We start from the raw sequence: 18612 nt of genomic DNA on the forward strand, positions 1-18612 counted from the left end.
TGCAGGTAAGTTTCTGTAGCCTTTTTTGAAACATGTGCAATAACCCGCGATGCAGGGATTACCGCTGTATCTGCCCCATTGAAGATAGCGCCTGTAACCCGGCGTTAAGCAGGCAAAACGGCATACTTTTATGCTGCACGCATTCGCGCACTAACGAAACCGCACCTACCGGTCACAACGCTTTTTCGAAACATACCGCTTCCGGCCTGCCAATATAGGTGCCGTAGTTTTCACGGATCCGAAAGCCGTTGCGCTGATAGAAATCAACGGCACGCTGGTTGATTTTGCGCGTCTCCAGCCACAGCGCATGAAAACCGCGCTCCCGCGCATGCTGCTCAAGCGCGCGTAGCAACCGAGCGCCTACGCCGCGCGTGCCGGGGCGCGCATACATGCGCTTGATTTCACCGATCCCGGCGGACAATTCACGAACCGCAACGCAGCCCACCGCCACCGCGTTTTCTTGTGCCAGCAAAAAGAAGCCCCGCTCACCTAAGGCTGCGGCGTCAAACGAGGCTCTGCCGCTGCTGCCTGTGAGGTGTTGCAGGTAATCGGAAAGCGCGTCCTGAAGTTGCAGGCACGCAGGATCGCTTGCCCCGGTAAGCGTAATGGTTAGTGTACTCATTGTGACGTTGTCACCTATAGTTGTTTATTTTTATCAATAAAGCAGATCACTTAACGTCAGTAACCTATATTTTTCTTATGCGCTTGCATTGCCTTTGACGGCACAAGTAGAATCATTAGCCCGCTAACCATTCACATTAACAATCTTTGTTTCTCTATGGATTACAGCTGTCCCCGACATCTTCATGCGCGCACAACTTACCGTCGCGAACGATCACCCTTAGCCCGGTCAGGAAAATGTAATGCGTTTGCCGAAAAGCGACCCGTATAGCCCACGCGAATGGCAGCCGCATGAAAAACCGATGCTGCTGGGTTCGCCTTCCACCCCTTATCACAGCACTCCGCGCCGTATCGCCTATGGTGTCGTTGGCCTGCTGGTTTGCATGACCGGCGCGCTCGGCAACGCGATGGTGACAGCTAATTTGCAAAACCTGCAAGGCACGTTTGCCGCCTGGTCGACGGAGATCGCCTGGCTGCCCGCGGTGTATGTGATGACCAATGTGTCAATTAACCTGCTGCTGGTAAAGTTTCGCCAGCAATACGGTCTGCGCGCGTTTACCGAAGGGTTTCTGGTGCTGTATGTACTGGTGACCTTCTTCCACCTGTTTATCAACGATCTCAGTTCTGCCCTGTTTGTCCGCGCCGCGCACGGCATGGTGGCGGCGGCACTCAGTTCGCTCGGCATTTACTATCAGATTCAGGCCTGGCCGGCGAAACATCGCTTAAAAGCGCTGACCATTGGTATTACCGGTTCGACGCTGGCGATTCCGATTGCCCGCCTTTTTTCTACCGAGCTGCTGCAACTGGATGAATGGCGCGGGCTGTACCTGTTCGAACTTGGGCTGGCGCTGCTCTCGCTTGGCTGCGTGATCGCCTTAAAATTACCGCCGGGAGATCGTAAAAAAGTGTTTGAAAAGAAAGATTTCATCACTTTCTTTCTGCTCGCACCAGGCATGGCGCTGCTGTGCGCGGTGCTGTCGCTGGGTCGGCTGGACTGGTGGTTTGAAGCGCCCTGGATCGGCTGGGCGCTGGCAGGTGCCGTGGTGCTGATCGTCTCGGCGATAGCCTTTGAACACAACCGCAGTAACCCGCTGCTCAACACCCGCTGGCTCTCCAGCGGCAGCATTGTGCGTCTTGGGCTGATTATGCTGCTGATCCGCATTGTGCTCGCCGAGCAGAACACCGGCGTGTTTGGCTGGCTGCAATATGTTGGCCTGCAAAACGAGCAAATGACCAGCCTGGCGTGGTCGATCCTGGCGGGGATCATCTGCGGTATTACCGCCAGTTGCCTGACGATTAAACCCCAACGACTGGCATGGCCGATTGTCACCTCGCTGGCATTGATGATTATCGCCTCGCTGCTTGATAGCCAGTCCACCAGTTTGACGCGCCCCAATCAGTTGATGGTAAGCCAGTTTTTACTCGGTTTTGCCAGTGCGTTTTTTATCGCACCAGCGATGCTGGCAGGGATTGGCGGCGTGGTGGCAGAGCCGCGCAACCTGGTCAGTTTCTCGGTGCTGTTTGGCATGAGCCAGAATATTGGCGGGCTGCTGGGTTCGGCGATCCTCGGCACGTTTCAGACATGGCGGGAAAAGTATCACTCCAGCCTGTTAGCGGACCAGCTCACTACCTTAAACCCACTGGTCAATGAGCGTTTGCAATATTACAGCCAGATGTTTCAAAGCCAGCTTGGCGACAGCACATTGCTTAGCGCGCAGGCGGTGACGCAGCTGCAAACGGTGTCGACGCTGGAAGCGAATATTCTGGCTTACAACGATACTTATCTGCTGACGGCGAGCATCGCCGCCGCCACGCTGATTTGGATTTTATGGCGCTTGTTGCGCCTGCGTATTACTGCCCGCCTTGTGTTGAAGCGGGCCACTGGGAGCAAATAATAATGTTACTGGAGTGTCTATGAGCCAGCAGGATGCCGCCAAAGAGCGGGCCAATACCCGCAGCAACTTACGTGTGGTTTCTCTTTTTTCCGCCGCCGCGATTGGCCTGGTGGGCGTACTGGTGATCCTTTACGCCTGGCAGTTGCCGCCGTTTACGCGCCATACCCAGTTTACTGATAACGCCTATGTACGTGGCCAGACAACATTTATCAGCCCGCAGGTGAACGGCTACATCACCGACGTGCCGGTACAGGATTTCGCCGTCGTGAAAAAAGGCGATCTGATTATGCAGATCGATGACCGAATCTACCGCCAGCGCGTCGATCAGGCGAAAGCCACGCTGGCGATGAAGCTGGCTGCGCTGGATAACAACCTCCAGCAGCGAAAAAGCGCGCAGGCCGTCATTGCCCGCAACGAAGCCGCGCTTGCCAGCGCCAAAGCGCAGGATTTGAAATCCCAGGCAGATTTAAAACGCGTGAAAGCACTGACCGCAGACGGCTCGCTCTCCATTCGTGAACGCGACGCCGCCCTCGCCACCGCCGCGCAGAACACCGCCAGTATTGCCCAGGCACAAGCGACGCTTGAGATGTCGCGCCAGGATTTGCAAACCACCATCGTTAATCGCGGGTCGCTACAGGCAGATGTGGAAAATGCCAAAGCGGCGCTTGAACTGGCGCAAATCGATCTGCAAAACACCCGTATCGTCGCCCCTCGCGACGGGCAACTTGGGCAAATCAGCGTGCGCCTTGGCGCGTATGTCACCGCCGGAACGCACCTGACCTCGCTGGTGCCGTCGCAACGCTGGGTGATCGCCAACCTGAAGGAGACGCAACTGGCAAATGTGGTTGTCGGGCAGCCAGTGCGCTTTACCGTCGATGCGCTGGACGGGCGCAGCTACCACGGGCGCGTGGAGAGCATCTCACCGGCTACCGGCGTGGAATTTAGCGCTATCAGCCCGGATAACGCCACCGGTAATTTTGTCAAAATCGCCCAGCGCATTCCGGTGCGTATCCAGGTGGAGGCGAAACCCGACGAACTGGCAAGGCTGCGCCCTGGAATGTCGGTGCAGGTACATATTGATACGCGGGAGGCAGAGCAATGAAGCGGCGTCTCACCGTTGTCGCGTTGAGTCTCACCCTTGCCGCTTGCCAGTCTGCCGATGTTCAGCAAGCCCAACCGTCGCTGCAGATCCCGGCGGCCTGGCGCAGCGAGGCGGGTCCGGTCAGCAAGACGGATAGCGTCTGGTGGCGTAACTTTCACGACAGCCAGCTAAACCGCTATGTCGACCAGGCACTACGCCACAACAGCGACGTGCTGATCGCCCGGGAGCGGGTCAATGAATATCAGGCGCGGGTTTACGCCGCCGACAGCGCCCTGTTCCCCGAACTGGACGCCGGAATTTCCGGCACCCGCGCCCGGTCGCAATCTGCCGCGACGGGTTTACCCGTTTACAGTACCTTGTACAAAGGCAATCTGACGGCCAGTTATAACGTCGATATCTGGGGAGCCAGCCGCAGCGCCTCTCGTGCGGCAGACGCCTCGCTGGAAGCCCAGAAAGCAGCGGCAGCGGCGGCCGATTTAACGGTGGCGACCAATGTCGCTTCCGGTTATCTCACGCTGCTGTCGCTGGATGCACAATTACAGGTCACGCAATCCACGCTGGCAGCGCGGGAAGATGCGCTCAAACTTGCCCGGCGACAGTATGAGACCGGCTATACTTCCCGGCTGGAGCTGATGCAAGCGGATTCCGCGTTGCGCAGCACGCGCGCGCAGATCCCGGTGCTGCAACATCAGATAAGCCAGCAGGAAAACGCATTGAGTGTGCTGCTGGGTAATAATCCGGGGACGGTGAATCGTGGCGAATTTGCGGCGTTAACACCGCTGACATTGCCCTCGCAGTTACCGTCAAGTTTGCTTAACCGGCGGCCGGACATTGTGCAGGCGCAGCGTCAGTTGGTTGCCGCCGATGCGACACTCGCCGCGTCGCAGGCGAAATTACTGCCGTCGATTAACCTGACGACAACCGGCAGTATGCAGGACGATACGCTGCCCGGTTTGCTGGATAATCCGCTACGGTTGTGGAGCATTGGCGGCAGCATTCTTGCCCCGTTGCTTAACCGCCAGGCGCTGAATGCGCAGGTCGATGTCTCGATGTCGCAGCGTAATCAGGCGCTTTACACCTATGAAAAAACCGTGCGCAACGCGTTCAAAGAGGTGAACGATAGCCTTGATGCCATCACCCGTCTGGGCGAGCAACTCACCGAGCTTGCCGGGCAGGTCGATGTTGCGCAGGAGACGTTACGCATTGCGCAAAACCGTTATCACAACGGTTATTCCTCTTATCTGGATGTGCTGGACGCCCAGCGCACGCTGTTTTCCGCTCAACTGAGCGCGGTGCAGGTTAAAAACAATCTGTTACTGGCGCAGGTGGATCTCTATCGCGCACTGGGAGGTGGCTGGTCCGGGCTGAATTAAGTTTCTAATAAACCAGGAGTAATGCTATGCAGCAGAAGTGGTCCGCGGTTGACGAATACTTAGTAAAACAGCTGATTCCGGAAGATGAAATCCTGACGCAGGTGCTGGCAAATAACCAGCGCGCAGGGCTTCCGGCCATTGATGTTTCGCCCGCTCAGGGGCAATTACTGGCGCTGTTTGTGCGCATGGTGCGGGCGAAGCGCATTCTTGAAATCGGTACGCTCGGCGGTTACAGCACGGTGTGGATGGCGCGCGAGCTGCCAACCGGCGGCGAACTGCTGACGCTGGAAGCCGATCCGCTACACGCGGCGATAGCGCGTGAAAACCTGCAGCTTGCCGGGGTGGCGCATCAGGTCACCGTTGCCGAAGGCCCGGCGCTGCAGACGCTGGAAAACCTCGGCGAACGCCCGCCGTTCGATCTGATTTTTATCGATGCCGACAAACCCAATAACCCGAACTACCTGAAATGGGCGATGCACTATGCCCGTCCAGGTACGCTGATTATTGGCGATAATGTGGTGCGCGACGGCGCAGTGACTAACCCGACGACCACCGATGCCAGTGTGCAGGGCGTGCGTAAATTCATCGAGATGATTGGCGCCGACCCGCGCCTGACGGCCACTGCCATGCAAACGGTCGGCGTCAAGGGATGGGACGGCTTTACGCTTGCCTGGGTGAATGCGTAAGGTTACCGGTGCAAATCATTGCGGATGGGAAACTCGCTTAGCTGGCAACACGCGAAAGCGATGATAGTCGCCCGGTAAGCATCGCAACCGGGCGACTATCTGTCATCAGGCGCTAATCTGCTCCATTGCCTGCAGGATACGCTTATCGGAGATGGGATACGGTGTCCCCAGTTGCTGCGCAAAGTAGCTGACGCGCAGCTCTTCGATCATCCAGCGGATCGCTTTGACATCCTCATCTTCCCGGCGTGCCGGCGGCAGTTTATTCAGCCACTGCTGCCAGGCTTGCTGCGTCTGCTCCACTTTCAGCATCTGCGCGCGGTCGCGGTGTGGATCGACGGCCAGTTTTTCCAGCCGCTTCTCGATGGCTTGCAGGTAACGCAACGTGTCGCCCAGACGGCGGAAACCGTTGCCGGTAACAAACCCGCGATACACCAGCCCGCTCATTTGCGTTTTGATATCCGACAGCCCGAGCGCCATGGTCATATCCACGCGCCCTTTCAGCCGCTTGTTGATATTGAACACCGCCGTCAGGATCTGTTCGACCTGTTTGGCGATCTCCACCACCGTTTCGTTCAGTTCGGCGCGCACTTTTTCATGCAGCGCGGCGAAGCTCTCTTCCGTCCACACCGGGCCGCCCGCGTCATCAATCAGTTTGTCCACGCCGCAGGAAATGCAGTCATCAATCAAATCCAGCACTTTGCCGTACGGGTTGAAATAGAGCCCCAGCTTGGCTTTGTTTGGCAATTTTTCGTGCAGGTATTTAATCGGCGACGGAATATTTAGCAGCAGCAGGCGGCGGATACCGCGCCACATCGCCTGTTGCTGCGCCTGCGGGTTATCGAACAGCTTGATCGCGACACTGTCACGTTCATCGACCAGCGCAGGCCAGGCTTTTACCTTGTAGTTACCGCGTTTTTGCTCGTAGCTTTCCGGCAACTGGCCGAAACTCCAGATATGCAAACCGCTCTGCTCGATGCCGTCATCGGCCACCGCAGAAAGAGTTTCCTGCACTTTGCCTTTCAGGCGCTCTTTCAGTTCGGCCAGCGAGCGCCCTTCCAGCAGCTTCTTGTTCTTGTCATCCACTACGCGGAAGCTGATTTTCAGGTGATCGGGCACCTGATCCCAGTGCCAGTCGTCGCGATCGACGGTAACCCCCGTCATCCGGCGCAGTTCGCGCTCAAGGGCATCCAGCAATGGCAGTTCCAGCGGTGTAACGCGCCCCAGAAACGCTTCGGCGTAGTTTGGCGCGGGAACGAAGTTGCGCCGCGTCGGTTTCGGCAGTGATTTGATCAGCGCAATCACCAGTTCGCGGCGCAGGCCGGGGATTTGCCACTCAAACCCGCTCTCTTCGACCTGGTTTAATAACGGCAGCGGGATATGTACCGTGACGCCGTCGGCATCCGCGCCCGGTTCAAACTGATAACTCAGACGCAGCTTCAGGTTGCCCTGATGCCAGAAGTTGGGGTAATCGAGCTTACTGACGCCCTCTGCGCCCTCTTTAATCAGCATGCTCTTTTCGAAGTTGAGCAGATCGGGGGCTTCACGGCTGGCCTTTTTCCACCAGCTGTCGAAATGGCGGGCGGAAATCACCTCGTGGCTGATGCGCTGGTCATAAAACTCAAACAGCGTTTCGTCGTCCACCAGAATGTCGCGGCGGCGGGATTTGTGCTCCAGTTCTTCCACTTCCGCGCGCAGTTTCAGGTTGTCGCGAAAGAAAGCATGCCGGGTTTGCCAGTCACCCTCGACCAGCGCGTGGCGAATAAAGAGCTCACGACACAGCATCGGGTCGATCTGGCTGTAGTTCACTTTGCGCGCCGCAACGATTGGCAGACCATAAACCGTCACTTTTTCCGTTGCCATTACCGCGCCCTGCGCCCGCTCCCAGTGCGGTTCACTGTACGAACGTTTAATCAGGTGCTGCGCTACCGGTTCAACCCATTCCGGATCGATGCGCGCGGCGATGCGCCCCCACAAACGGCTGGTTTCCACCAGTTCCGCAACCATTGTCCATTTCGGCGGTTTTTTGAATAAACCCGAGCCCGGGAAGATGGAAAAACGGGCATTCCGCGCGCCGGTAAATTCCTGTTTATCGGCATCTTTCATACCAATGTGCGACAGCAAACCGGTTAACAGCGCGATATGAATTTCGCGATATTCCGCAGGCTCACTGTTGACCGGGATCCCTAACTCTTTCACCACCTGGCGCAGTTGGGTGTAGATATCCTGCCATTCGCGCACGCGCAGATAGTTCAGGTAATCCACCCGGCACTGACGACGGAACTGGTTTGACGAGAGCGCTTTTTGCTGCTCGCCCAGGTAATTCCACAGGTTCACAAAAGCGAGGAAGTCAGACTCTTTATCATGAAAGCGCTGGTGCTTCTCGTCTGAAGCCTGCTTTTTATCCAGCGGTCTTTCGCGCGGATCCTGAATCGACAGCGCCGAGGTAATGATCATTGCTTCGCGCACGCAGCCATGTTTTTGCGCTTCCAGTACCATACGCGCTAAGCGCGGATCGACCGGCAGTTGCGATAGCTGGCGGCCCAGCGGCGTCAGTTTGTAGGCGGTCTGCTGCTCGTCGGTGGTGATCGCGCCCAACTCTTCCAGCAGGCGAACACCGTCCTGAATATTGCGTTTATCCGGCGCTTCAACAAACGGGAAGGCGGCGATATCACCGAGCCCTAAAGCCGTCATTTGCAGAATGACCGATGCCAGGTTGGTGCGCAGAATTTCCGGATCGGTAAATTCCGGGCGTGACAGGAAATCATCTTCTGAATAGAGACGAATACAGATCCCTTCCGACACGCGGCCGCAGCGCCCTTTACGCTGGTTGGCAGAGGCTTGTGAAATCGGCTCAATCGGCAAACGCTGCACTTTGGTGCGATAGCTGTAGCGGCTGATGCGCGCCGTACCCGGATCAATGACATATTTGATGCCCGGTACGGTCAGCGACGTTTCCGCCACGTTGGTCGCCAGCACGATGCGCCGCCCGCTGTGCGGCTGGAATACGCGGTTTTGCTCACTGTTTGATAAACGCGCATACAGCGGCAGGATCTCCGTGTGGCGCAGATCGCGCTTGCTCAGGGCATCAGCGGTGTCGCGGATTTCCCGCTCGCCGCTCATAAAGATCAGAATATCGCCTGCACTTTCGCGCCCAAGCTCATCCACCGCATCGAATATCGCCTGAAGCTGGTCGCGTTCCGTGTCATCCGCTTCTTCAACAATCGGCCGATAGCGCACTTCCACCGGGTAAGTGCGCCCGGAGACTTCGATAATCGGCGCATTATTGAAATGGCGCGAGAAACGTTGCGGATCAATGGTGGCGGAGGTGATGATAATTTTCAGATCCGGGCGGCGCGGCAGTAATTCACGCAGATAACCCAGCAGAAAATCGATGTTCAGGCTGCGTTCGTGCGCCTCATCGATAATGATGGTGTCGTACTGCATCAGCAAGCGATCCTGCTGGATTTCCGCCAGCAGAATACCGTCGGTCATCAGCTTGACCATGGTGTTGTCGCTAACGTGATCGCTGAAACGCACTTTATAGCCAATGCAACCGCCCGGTTCGGTTTTCAGCTCTTCGGCAATACGGTTGGCAACGGTGCGCGCCGCCAGACGACGCGGCTGAGTGTGACCAATCAACCCTTTAATGCCGCGCCCCAGCTCCATGCAAATTTTCGGTAATTGCGTGGTTTTACCGGAGCCGGTTTCGCCCGCCACAATCACCACCTGGTTATCGCGGATAGCTTCCAGGATCGCCTGTTTTTTCTGGCTGACCGGCAGGTTGTCCGGGTAATCAATGGTCGGGCGCGCAGCTTCGCGCTGCGCCACTTTTCCGGCGGCTTCGTTTATCTCTTGCGCCAGCGTCTGCAGCAGTGCTTGCTGAGATTCAGGATTTTTAACTTTCTTGCTGCCATGCAGGCGGCGGGCGAAGCGCTGCTGGTCGCGTAGCATCAGGGTGCTGAGCTGCGCGCTGAGATCGGTAATCGTCAATTTCTGTTGTTCTGTCATAGCGTTATTGGGCAGAGCACTGCCGGGAAACATCTTAAGTTCGCAATCGCAGTAGGATAGCACATCGCCGCAATCCTTTTCTTGTTCAAGAAATTCGAACATAGGATTCGATATATTGCGCTATTCATGTAGAGATTTTGTGAATAGAGTGTCATGACGTCACGGGGCAACCCATTGCAAATACAATAAAGGAAACACCCAATGAGCAAAGTTTTAGTTCTTAAATCCAGTATTCTGGCAGGGTACTCACAGTCTGGTCAGTTAGCCGATTATTTCGTTGAACAGTGGCGTGAAAAACACGCGGCGGATCCCATTACCGTGCGTGACCTGGCCGCTAATCCGATCCCGGTGCTGGATGGCGAACTGGTTGGCGCGCTGCGCCCGAGCGATGCCCCGCTGACACCGCGTCAGCAGGAAGCACTGGCACTCTCCGACGAGCTGATTGCTGAGCTGCAAGCGCATGACGTGATTGTCATTAACGCCCCGATGTACAACTTCAACATCCCGACGCAACTGAAAAACTACTTCGATCTGGTGGCGCGTGCTGGCGTGACGTTCCGTTATACTGAAGCGGGTCCGGAAGGTCTGGTGAAAGGTAAACGCGTCATCGTGGTTTCCAGCCGTGGCGGTATCCATAAAGACACCCCGTCCGATCTGGTTGCGCCGTACCTGAAATTGTTCCTCGGCTTTATCGGCATTACCGATGTGAACTTTGTCTTCGCAGAAGGCATTGCTTACGGTCCGGAAGTGGCGACCAAAGCGCAGACCGACGCCAAAGCCGCAATCGACAGCCTGGTGGCTGCTTAAGATTTCCCCCTCTCACCTCCTGGTGGGAGGGTGCTTTTCCCCGCTTTTCCGGCTATTCACCTTCCGCAATATTATCGGCTGGATGCTTACCCGCGCCGCCTGTGGTTACGACACATCCCGCTTTTTTATCAAACCCATGACGCGGTGGCTGATTCACCGGAGTGCGAAAGCGCTGGCAGGTTGCCCCAGCACCTTGCTCAGGAAGGTAACGCGCCGCTTACGGTTTCTTCATCCATTTACCGTTAATGCCCTGCACGTAGTCGCCGGGCTTCGCGCGTTCCACCAGTTTCTGTCCGGCCATTCTGGCCACGTCATCCACCGCGATGTTGTTGCGATCGGCCAGTTGCTGGTAGCTCTCAGTGCGCGCTTTGTTAATGCGCTCCACCAGCGCCAGCGTCTCTTTATCCTGGCTTATCGGCGCGACATAGCCATTGAGTGTTTCACCGACGCGCCCCTGGGTGCGGGCCTCATCAAGCGTCAGCGCCTGAGCGGTTGCGCTGAAAAGACCAACGGCCAGCAGCGCGCTTATGACACGTTTTTTCATCATCGCCTCAGAACAAGTCGCTGCGGGTTTTCAGCAGGGTTTCGACGTCTTTATCCACTTTGATGTGAATTTCATGCTCGATCTTCACGTTCATATTGATGGTGATCGGCTCCTTCGGCGCCGCCACCTCAATACGCGGCGTGCAGGCAGCCAGCAGCATTGTCGCCATCACTACGGGCACGGCTTTCAGGGTTCTCATTTTTTATCCTCACATTCTTCGCCCTTCGCGCAGCGGGCTTGCGGTAGCGCCGCGTGTTGCTCAAGCCATGACTGCAAATTGTCGCCAAAACGTAAACTGCGCCATAAGGTGAATACATTCTCCTCATGGGTATAGTTCAAATTCACGGTACTGCTTTTGCCATCGACAAAACTGGTGCCGCGCAGGGTGGCCTGCAGCGTCAGCAGCCCCAAATTATCCAGATTGATCTTCGTCCATGAGCGGGAAATTTCCATATAGCGCAGCCAGTTAATCGCCGCGCCCGCAGCCATGTTGTCCTTCACCACCGCATCAGCGGTATCTTTATCGATCCGCAGCGTCATCGGGCCAGGGTTATGCAGCCAGCCATCTTTAATGATCCATTGCGGGTTATCCAGCCACAGCGGCAGCGCGCCGTCAAACGGCCCGGAAAGCGCGAACTGCTTCGGATTCACTGCGCTTATCAACTCACTGGCGGAAATGTGCTTCAGACGCAGCAGTGCCGGGTCGTGCTGCGGCATACGTAGCTGCTGCATGGTCACTTTTCCGCCCAGTACATCGACGCTGACATCACTTAAAACGAGCGGATTATCCTCGCTCCACGGCCACGCGCCCTGCAAATCAGCGGTGATGTTTTTCGCCGTCACCTGGTTTGTTATCTCACCGATGCGCAATGAAACCGGTCTGTGGGTTCCCAGTTGCCAGCGCCCTTCTCGGTAGCGGAATGGCAGCACAAAATCGACGCCGCTGATTTGGTTGTCCGGCGTCCAGACACTGCCGCTTTTTAGCACACCGTGACCGCCCGCTTCAAAACCCTGGTCCGCTGCGGCGGAAAAGGCGACCTGCGCATACAGTGCGCCATTGAGCAGCTTCATTTTCCAGTCCGGGGGAATAAGCGGCTGGAATACCGAGAGCGCCTGGCGCGGCCACCATGCCTGCCCGCGTAAACGCTCACCGTCCCAGCGGCCATTAACCTGTACCGGGCCAATCGTGTCGGCCTGCAACGCCCCCTTAAACTGGAACATGGTTGGATCGTTGCCTTCGACGCTGAATGTCAAGGTCGAAGGCGGTAAGACACTTCCCGCGCTGAAGCTGGTTTGCCCGGCATCCAGCGTCAGTGCGCCGGTGAATTGCGGATTTGCCGCGTCACGCACCCACTTTACTGGTGCATCCAGCACTAACCGGGGCGCAGCCATGTGCATCGCGCCATATTGCAACTGGTCAAAGCCGGTCGAGAGATCGTTAAGTGTGATCGTGTTGTTATTCCATTCGCCGCGACCCGCGACATCCCAGCGTGCGTTCATCGGCGTGAAATTGCCGTCGCCCCAGTAGCGCCAGCGCCACAGGCCGTTATCCGGCAGAAAATCCTGCGCCTGACCATCAAGATGCAGACGGAAATCCCCCATCGCATTTTCATGCGCGCGAAGGATCGCCTGCAAACGCCCGTCAATACCATGCTGAGTCAACTTAACGCCCGCCAGCGGCCAGCGCACTTCATCAATATTTAACGAATCAATCACCCGACCGCGCGAGCGCAGCAGCGCGCCAGGCGTAAAAGCCAGTTGCGGATCGTCAGCGCTGCCGCTCAGATGGGCGGGAAGTACCGCATAAAACACCAGATCGCCCTGCTTTGCTTCGCCGGTCAGCTGCAGCGGCATATCATTCTTGTCGATACCAAGACGACCAGGGCCAATGGTCAGCACCGCATTGCCTTTCCCGGCGTCGCCCTGCGTCAGCACGTTTAACCGGCCACTGAACTGCGCCTTTTCCAGCCCCTGCTGCCAGTTATCCACTTTCAAGCCAACACGACCGCTTAGCGGAAAACCCTGATAAGGCCAGTTCCAGCGCCCATCGCTGATGGTCAATTGTTCGGGCGTAAGCTGCCACGGCAGATCGAGCAGCGGATCGCCCTGATCGCGCGCCATAACCACCAGTTGCCCTTCGTTATCGCGCCAGTCGAGATCGACATCCACCACGCCCGGCTGCTGCGACAGGGTTAAGGTGCTTTCCATATGTCCGTTAACGGGTACGCTGTCTGGAACATCCGGCAGGGTAAATTCGCCACCGAGCGTAAACGGCGGCTGATCATCGACAAGACGCAGCGCCATGCGGCTAACCGTCAGCGTCTGCCCGCGCAAACGGGCATGGAGATCAACGCGCTCGCCAGAATAAGTAAGTTGCTGCACATCCGGTGTCAACGAGGCGGATAATTTACCTGCCCACGTTTTCCATGGCGAAACTGTAAAACGCTCCACCGTCAGCCAGCTATAAGGCAGCATGGCTTGCCATTCGGCCAGCGTACGCGGCGCGGCAGAAACAGTTTCACTTTGTGGCAGTTTATTCAGGCAGGCGGTGTTAATATCCAGCGCGCCAATATGAAGCTGCCAGCGGCTGGGGTGTGTGAGTTCGGCGTTCTGTAATGATGCCAGTTGACAATCACCGACCAGATAGCGCAGATCGGGGATGTTTAACGCATGTCGGGTGAATCGCGGGCTCTCCTCCATCGCGATACGCGTGCCGGCTGGCAACCAGATCCCGACCAGCGTCGGCACCCATTGCGCAAGCGTCAGCAGCAGCGTAAGCGGCAACAGAAGGAACAGTAACACCAGTGCGATGGCGGCTTTGTATTTACCCTTCATGGGTAGCTAATATCCTGATTTTGCATATGATTAAGCCGATTCTGGCGGTTATTGTGGCATGTTTGACCGCCCCTTTGAAGGCGCGAGTCGTTTTAATCATAGTCTGGCGAGTGCATTTTCAGTAGTTACGGAAAATAGTGCTTTAATATCATTTACTTATGGATTCAGCGTATGTTCACGAAAGGCTCTTTAATTCGCGGCTGGTTTATCGGTACCACCGTTTTCACCTGCTTTACCTTCAGCGATTATCTCAGTGCTAACTACTTTCACGACTCCAAAATTCCATGGCTTATCGGCGTATTCACCGCTCTGGCGATCAACTGGAGCGCCATTGGCTCGTTGAAACAATTGCGCTAGCAGCGGATATACTGAAACTGGACACATTCACCGCGCCCATGGTTGTCAATAAAATTTGAACGTTTACATAATAATTTTAAAACGTGATAATGTGGGTAGAAAACCATTGGAGAAAGTCTTATGAAACTCGCGATATACAGCACAAAGCAATACGATAAAAAGTATTTGCAGCAGGTAAACGAGAAATATGGCTACGATCTTGAATTTTTCGACTTTCTGTTAACCGAAAAGACTGCCAAAACCGCGAACGGCTGTGATGGGGTCTGTATTTTTGTTAACGACGATGGCAGCCGCCCGGTGCTGGAAGAGCTGAAAAAGCTCGGCGTGAAGTTTATCGCCCTGCGCTGTGCCGGGTTCAACAACGTTGATCTCGACGCGGCAAAAGAGCTGGGGTTGCAGGTCGTGCGTGTTCCGGCCTACTCACCGGAAGCGGTGGCAGAGCATGCCATTGGCATGATGATGACCCTGAACCGTCGCATTCACCGCGCGTATCAGCGTACCCGCGATGCTAACTTCTCCCTGGAAGGGCTGACCGGTTTCACCATGTACGGTAAAACGGCGGGCGTTATCGGCACCGGTAAAATTGGCGTTGCCGCCCTGCGCATTCTGAAAGGGTTTGGCATGCGCCTGCTGGCGTTCGACCCGTACCCGAGCGCAGCGGCGCTGGAGCTTGGCGTGGAGTATGTTGATCTGCCGACGCTGTTTTCGCAGGCGGATGTTATCTCCCTGCACTGCCCGCTCACCCCAGAAAACTTCCACCTGCTTAACCGCGACGCCTTTGCTCAGATGAAAGATGGCGTAATGATCATCAATACCAGCCGCGGTGGATTAGTGGATTCACAAGCGGCGATAGAAGCGCTGAAAACGCAAAAAATCGGCGCGCTGGGAATGGATGTATATGAAAACGAACGCGATCTGTTCTTTGAAGATAAATCCAACGATGTTATTCAGGACGACGTGTTCCGTCGCTTATCAGCCTGTCACAACGTGCTGTTTACCGGTCATCAGGCATTCCTGACGGCCGAGGCGTTGATTAGCATTTCCGAAACAACGCTGGAAAACCTGCGCCAGTTACGCGACGGCGAAACCTGCCCGAACGTGCTGGCCTGATTGTCCGGGGTTCCCCTGCCTGCACGGAACCCTTTCGGACAAACCCCGATGACGCCCAGGCTAAGCCTGTTAGAATCCCCCACGTGATGGATAACCCCTTAGAGGACGAGATGAAGAAAATGATGACTTTGGTTGCGTTGAGCGTAGTGCTTTCTGGCTGCGTGAGTTCCCGCACCGACACATTGAAGCCACAGCAACTGGCAGACCAACGATTTGTGCTGACCACCGTGAACGGCCAGGCCGTGCAGGGTAATGGCCCGGCCCCGGAAATCCGTTTTGATAAAGACCTGCGCGTGTCCGGCAAAATGTGCAACGGCTTTATGGGCCAGGGAAAACTCTCTGAAGGCAAATTGACCGTCAAACAGATGGGCATGACCATGATGCTCTGCCCTGACCAGCAGCGTAATGAACTGGACCACACCATTAATGCGATGCTCAGCGAAGGCGCGCAGGTTGATCTTACTGACAACCAGCTGACGCTGGCGACGGCGACGCAAACCCTGATTTACACGCGCGCGGCGAAGGCTCAGTAACTGCCGCAGCTTCCGGTGGCAAGCGACTGTTCACTGCAGCGTTTGCCATTTGGTAAGGCGCACATTCCCACCATTGAACCATCGAGTTGCCGGGCAACAGACAACGAACCACCAATCATCGCACAGTTCGCCTGACCACCATTTGACATTGCGGCTTTAAGCCCCGGCGCTACGTGTGCTGCAGTCGCTTGCTGAACGGGTTCCCTGCTGCATGCCGATAATAATAAAGCGGCACATCCTACTAAAAACGCTGCGCGCATTTCTCTCCCCCTGCCCCTGTGTCCTCAGGATAATTTAAAAAAGCGAAACCCAAGCATCATAGGCAGCAAGACGCAATACGTCGAGAGCTGAAAAGCATCTTTATGCGACCTGGAAACATTTTTTTGCGTTTTTTTGGGCGGGTGAACACATTTCGTCGCAAACCGCGATTCAGCGGGTTCGTCAGCTCAGGTTCAGTGGCAGGCGTTCCGCAGGCTACATCGCCACGAATGGCACGCTTTGGGCGCATCACGCAATTTGGCGGTTTGAGGTAACAACACGGTCGCGTCCTGAAGATTTCGCTGCGTAAAGCGCCTCATCGGCGAATTCAATGAGCATCGCCTCGCGCCCCTTCAATGCGGCGGCAGATCCAGCGGCAACACCAATGCTCACACTCACGACGCCAAGCGGGCTTTGCTGGTGGGGAATATTCGCAAGCTTAATATTATGGCCTATCTTTCTGGCAATATTTCCGGCGGAATTCGCATCCGTTTCAGGCAGAATGACCACAAACTCTTCTCCGCCATATCGGGCGGCCAGAAAAGAAGTTTCGCTAATGGTCTTTTTCAAATTTTCGGCGACTGCCTGTAAACAGCCGTCACCGGCAATATGCCCGTAATTGTCGTTATATTTTTTAAAGTAATCGACATCAATTAATAGCAGTGCAATCTGCTGTTTGTTGCTGGTACATTTTGCCACTTCGTCCACTAAAGCCTCATCGAATTTGCGCCGATTCGCCAGCCCGGTTAAGCCATCTTCAGTGGCCATCACTTGCAACTCGGCATTCTCAGACGCCAGAGACTCTTTTGCTGCCGACAGCTCTTTGCCGATGCGGATACGGTTGCGAACATCCTGAATAAGGTAATAGCTGGAGAAACTGACGCAGCCGATAAGAAACAGAATGATCGCAGCAAGAATTTCAGACTGACGACGCCATGAAGCCATGGCTTCATCGATGCTAACGGCAACGGTTGTCACCAAACCATAGCGTTTATTTTTTTGAAATGAATAAATGCGCTCTATTTTATCGAAACGCGACACTGACGTTGCGATCCCGGAATTCTCTCTTTTTAAATAATCCGTAAATAATGGCGAGTCCGAAATTTCCTTACCCATATATTTATCATCAAAAGGATAACGTAAAAGCACGATCCCCGCGTCGCTGGTTAACGCAATCGCGCCCTGCTTTCCAATGTCCAGCTTTCCATAGGTTTGCAAAAAATTGGCGATGTTCAGCGTCAATACAGCAACCCCTTTAAAATTCCCTTCGTTATCCTCCAGCCGTCGACTCACGGTGATCACCCACTGGCCATTTGTTCTGCTCACCACGGGCGGGCCGATAAAGATGTCCTTTGAATTATTATCCCTGTGATGGATGAAGAAAAAGCGGTCAGCGCTATTACTCCTGCCCCAAAAATTCTCCTGCAAAGCGATAACTTTATTTCCTTTATCATCATAAATAATAATGTTATTTAACTGGGTGAGAAGCAGGTTCTGGTCGGCGAGTATTTTCTTAATATTCACTAACTGCGCGGGATCCATGCCATATATTTCCGTTATGTCAGAAATGTTTTTTATCAACATCTCGCTTTGCCGGATAATTCCCTCTGAATAGGTATCGAGGGTATGGCTCAGGTTGGATATATTCGTATTAAGTTCATTCCGCGTATGGTTTTTGGTACTCAGGATCTGAACAATCAGCGTGATGGATATCGCGAAAAAGACAACAGTAATGAAACTTGCCGCAAAAAAGATCTCTTTTTTCATCTTATTTTTACCCGCTACGACTCCTTCACAAGCACGACTGTAACTGTAAATCTTAAGTATCAAAAACACACATCTAAAGGTTTGAGAGCATTTAATTCATTAAGTTATTTACTGTACTCAAACGCAACGGCCGATAATAGCAGGATTGCAAATCCTTGTTTGTTAAGAACAGATGACCATTCTCTTTTAAACAAGGTGCGATTACCCACCGCCATCATTTACCGTACATGGTTATTGCGATGATTCCACGTTCTATTATCGTGCAGCGCGACGATCGTTGCTGCTTTACACGCCCAATTTATGCGGGAAATTGTCGACGATACGCTTTTTTAGCGTCATTAAGACTCTGCGCATTAGCCCCACCAGCCAAATCGGGGTTGTCTGCCTGCAGCGGATCATCTTCCCAGTGGCAAACAGGGCAGATCTCCCACGCACCGCTTTCTGTAAGCGTTTCGCCACCGCAGCAAGGGCAGCGCAGAAGCTGTCTTGTCATTGATTTTCTCCCTCATTAAATGCATTCCGGCGCGAGAGTAACAGGCAACGCCTGCACACATGTCACCAGGTCTCGCCATCACCTGCCATTAAATCGCAATTCATTGATTCCCGTTATACCTCAGGACACAAAAGCGAAAATTGCGCGCGCAGCGGTTTGCTAAAATAACAGGATAACTACAGGGCTTGCCGCCGTTTCACAAGCCCCTTTCTATTGAGCAATG

General features: G+C 54.9%; 16 protein-coding genes. 8 read left to right on the plus strand and 8 right to left on the minus strand.

Annotated features, from left to right (window positions below):
- Positions 1-172: 172 nt before the first annotated feature.
- Entirely contained in the window at positions 173-622 is a 450-nt protein-coding gene (locus tag RT644_RS02590; RefSeq protein ID WP_313625482.1) for a GNAT family N-acetyltransferase, read from the minus strand.
- A gap of 241 nt (positions 623-863) precedes the next feature.
- Between RT644_RS02590 and RT644_RS02595 the strand changes: the two genes are divergently transcribed.
- The 4 genes from RT644_RS02595 to RT644_RS02610 are packed head-to-tail and all read left to right on the plus strand — an operon-like array spanning position 864 to position 5677.
- A complete protein-coding gene (locus RT644_RS02595) occupies positions 864-2516 on the plus strand; it encodes an MFS transporter (RefSeq protein ID WP_016495934.1) in 1653 nt (550 codons plus the stop codon).
- Positions 2517-2535: 19 nt separating this feature from the next.
- Complete coding sequence (locus RT644_RS02600; RefSeq protein WP_016495933.1) at positions 2536-3618, plus strand: HlyD family secretion protein; 1083 nt, start codon at positions 2536-2538, stop codon at positions 3616-3618.
- Positions 3615-4991: an efflux transporter outer membrane subunit gene (locus RT644_RS02605; RefSeq protein WP_313625485.1), complete on the plus strand. Its 1377-nt coding sequence runs from the start codon at positions 3615-3617 to the stop codon at positions 4989-4991. Before RT644_RS02600 ends, RT644_RS02605 begins: the two co-directional genes overlap by 4 nt.
- Before the next feature lie 26 nt (positions 4992-5017).
- Complete coding sequence (locus RT644_RS02610) at positions 5018-5677, plus strand: O-methyltransferase (RefSeq protein ID WP_016495931.1); 660 nt, start codon at positions 5018-5020, stop codon at positions 5675-5677.
- Between the two features lie 105 nt (positions 5678-5782).
- Here RT644_RS02610 and hrpA read toward each other — a convergent pair whose 3' ends face one another.
- Positions 5783-9685 carry an ATP-dependent RNA helicase HrpA gene (gene hrpA, locus RT644_RS02615; RefSeq protein ID WP_313625487.1) on the minus strand — a complete coding sequence of 1301 codons (3903 nt, stop codon included), beginning with the start codon at positions 9683-9685 and terminating at the stop codon, positions 5783-5785.
- A gap of 201 nt (positions 9686-9886) precedes the next feature.
- Between hrpA and azoR the strand changes: the two genes are divergently transcribed.
- The gene (azoR, locus tag RT644_RS02620) at positions 9887-10492 is read left to right on the plus strand and encodes an FMN-dependent NADH-azoreductase (protein WP_313625489.1); all 606 of its coding nucleotides are present in this window, start codon (positions 9887-9889) and stop codon (positions 10490-10492) included.
- A gap of 217 nt (positions 10493-10709) precedes the next feature.
- Here the strand turns inward: azoR and RT644_RS02625 are convergent, their stop codons facing one another.
- Genes RT644_RS02625 through RT644_RS02635 form a run of 3 tightly spaced genes read right to left on the minus strand, consistent with a single transcriptional unit; the run spans position 10710 to position 13871 of the window.
- Positions 10710-11036, minus strand: coding sequence for a YdbL family protein (locus RT644_RS02625; protein WP_016495927.1), 327 nt, complete (start codon positions 11034-11036; stop codon positions 10710-10712).
- 7 nt (positions 11037-11043) lie between these two features.
- Positions 11044-11235, minus strand: a complete 192-nt coding sequence (locus RT644_RS02630) for a YnbE family lipoprotein (protein WP_045508132.1) — start codon at positions 11233-11235, stop codon at positions 11044-11046.
- Positions 11232-13871 carry a YdbH family protein gene (locus RT644_RS02635; RefSeq protein ID WP_313625492.1) on the minus strand — a complete coding sequence of 880 codons (2640 nt, stop codon included), beginning with the start codon at positions 13869-13871 and terminating at the stop codon, positions 11232-11234. Before RT644_RS02635 ends, RT644_RS02630 begins: the two co-directional genes overlap by 4 nt.
- A gap of 171 nt (positions 13872-14042) precedes the next feature.
- On the opposite strand from RT644_RS02635, the gene RT644_RS02640 reads away from it, so the two are divergent.
- From RT644_RS02640 to hslJ, 3 genes are all read left to right on the plus strand, one after another.
- Complete coding sequence (locus tag RT644_RS02640) at positions 14043-14228, plus strand: hypothetical protein (protein WP_016495924.1); 186 nt, start codon at positions 14043-14045, stop codon at positions 14226-14228.
- Positions 14229-14348: 120 nt separating this feature from the next.
- On the plus strand, positions 14349-15338 hold the full coding sequence (locus RT644_RS02645; protein WP_313625494.1) for a 2-hydroxyacid dehydrogenase: 990 nt from the start codon (positions 14349-14351) through the stop codon (positions 15336-15338).
- Between the two features lie 110 nt (positions 15339-15448).
- Positions 15449-15871 (plus strand): heat shock protein HslJ, encoded by a 423-nt coding sequence (gene hslJ, locus RT644_RS02650; protein ID WP_313625496.1) that lies wholly within the window; start codon positions 15449-15451, stop codon positions 15869-15871.
- On the opposite strand, the gene RT644_RS02655 is transcribed toward hslJ, so the two are convergent.
- From RT644_RS02655 to RT644_RS02665, 3 genes are all read right to left on the minus strand, one after another.
- The gene (locus RT644_RS02655) at positions 15865-16131 is read right to left on the minus strand and encodes a DUF333 domain-containing protein (protein ID WP_313625498.1); all 267 of its coding nucleotides are present in this window, start codon (positions 16129-16131) and stop codon (positions 15865-15867) included. The genes hslJ and RT644_RS02655 overlap by 7 nt on opposite strands.
- A 247-nt stretch (positions 16132-16378) precedes the next feature.
- Entirely contained in the window at positions 16379-17896 is a 1518-nt protein-coding gene (locus RT644_RS02660; RefSeq protein ID WP_313625500.1) for a sensor domain-containing diguanylate cyclase, read from the minus strand.
- 298 nt (positions 17897-18194) lie between these two features.
- Complete coding sequence (locus RT644_RS02665; protein WP_072051622.1) at positions 18195-18389, minus strand: CPCC family cysteine-rich protein; 195 nt, start codon at positions 18387-18389, stop codon at positions 18195-18197.
- Positions 18390-18612: the final 223 nt, after the last annotated feature.

The sequence above is a fragment of the Kosakonia sp. genome (genome assembly GCF_032104925.1).
GTDB lineage: Bacteria > Pseudomonadota > Gammaproteobacteria > Enterobacterales > Enterobacteriaceae > Kosakonia.

Excerpts from the sequence above, each read along its gene's own strand:
- RT644_RS02595 (WP_016495934.1), top strand. The coding sequence starts at position 864 with ATGCGTTTGCCGAAAAGCGACCCGTATAGCCCACGCGAATGGCAGCCG.
- RT644_RS02600 (WP_016495933.1), top strand. The coding sequence starts at position 2,536 with ATGAGCCAGCAGGATGCCGCCAAAGAGCGGGCCAATACCCGCAGCAAC.
- RT644_RS02660 (WP_313625500.1), bottom strand. The coding sequence starts at position 17,896 with ATGAAAAAAGAGATCTTTTTTGCGGCAAGTTTCATTACTGTTGTCTTT.
- RT644_RS02640 (WP_016495924.1), top strand. The coding sequence starts at position 14,043 with ATGTTCACGAAAGGCTCTTTAATTCGCGGCTGGTTTATCGGTACCACC.
- RT644_RS02605 (WP_313625485.1), top strand. The coding sequence starts at position 3,615 with ATGAAGCGGCGTCTCACCGTTGTCGCGTTGAGTCTCACCCTTGCCGCT.
- hslJ (WP_313625496.1), top strand. The coding sequence starts at position 15,449 with ATGAAGAAAATGATGACTTTGGTTGCGTTGAGCGTAGTGCTTTCTGGC.
- RT644_RS02665 (WP_072051622.1), bottom strand. The coding sequence starts at position 18,389 with ATGACAAGACAGCTTCTGCGCTGCCCTTGCTGCGGTGGCGAAACGCTT.
- RT644_RS02645 (WP_313625494.1), top strand. The coding sequence starts at position 14,349 with ATGAAACTCGCGATATACAGCACAAAGCAATACGATAAAAAGTATTTG.
- azoR (WP_313625489.1), top strand. The coding sequence starts at position 9,887 with ATGAGCAAAGTTTTAGTTCTTAAATCCAGTATTCTGGCAGGGTACTCA.
- RT644_RS02630 (WP_045508132.1), bottom strand. The coding sequence starts at position 11,235 with ATGAGAACCCTGAAAGCCGTGCCCGTAGTGATGGCGACAATGCTGCTG.
- RT644_RS02625 (WP_016495927.1), bottom strand. The coding sequence starts at position 11,036 with ATGAAAAAACGTGTCATAAGCGCGCTGCTGGCCGTTGGTCTTTTCAGC.
- RT644_RS02635 (WP_313625492.1), bottom strand. The coding sequence starts at position 13,871 with ATGAAGGGTAAATACAAAGCCGCCATCGCACTGGTGTTACTGTTCCTT.
- RT644_RS02655 (WP_313625498.1), bottom strand. The coding sequence starts at position 16,131 with ATGCGCGCAGCGTTTTTAGTAGGATGTGCCGCTTTATTATTATCGGCA.
- RT644_RS02610 (WP_016495931.1), top strand. The coding sequence starts at position 5,018 with ATGCAGCAGAAGTGGTCCGCGGTTGACGAATACTTAGTAAAACAGCTG.
- hrpA (WP_313625487.1), bottom strand. The coding sequence starts at position 9,685 with ATGACAGAACAACAGAAATTGACGATTACCGATCTCAGCGCGCAGCTC.
- RT644_RS02590 (WP_313625482.1), bottom strand. The coding sequence starts at position 622 with ATGAGTACACTAACCATTACGCTTACCGGGGCAAGCGATCCTGCGTGC.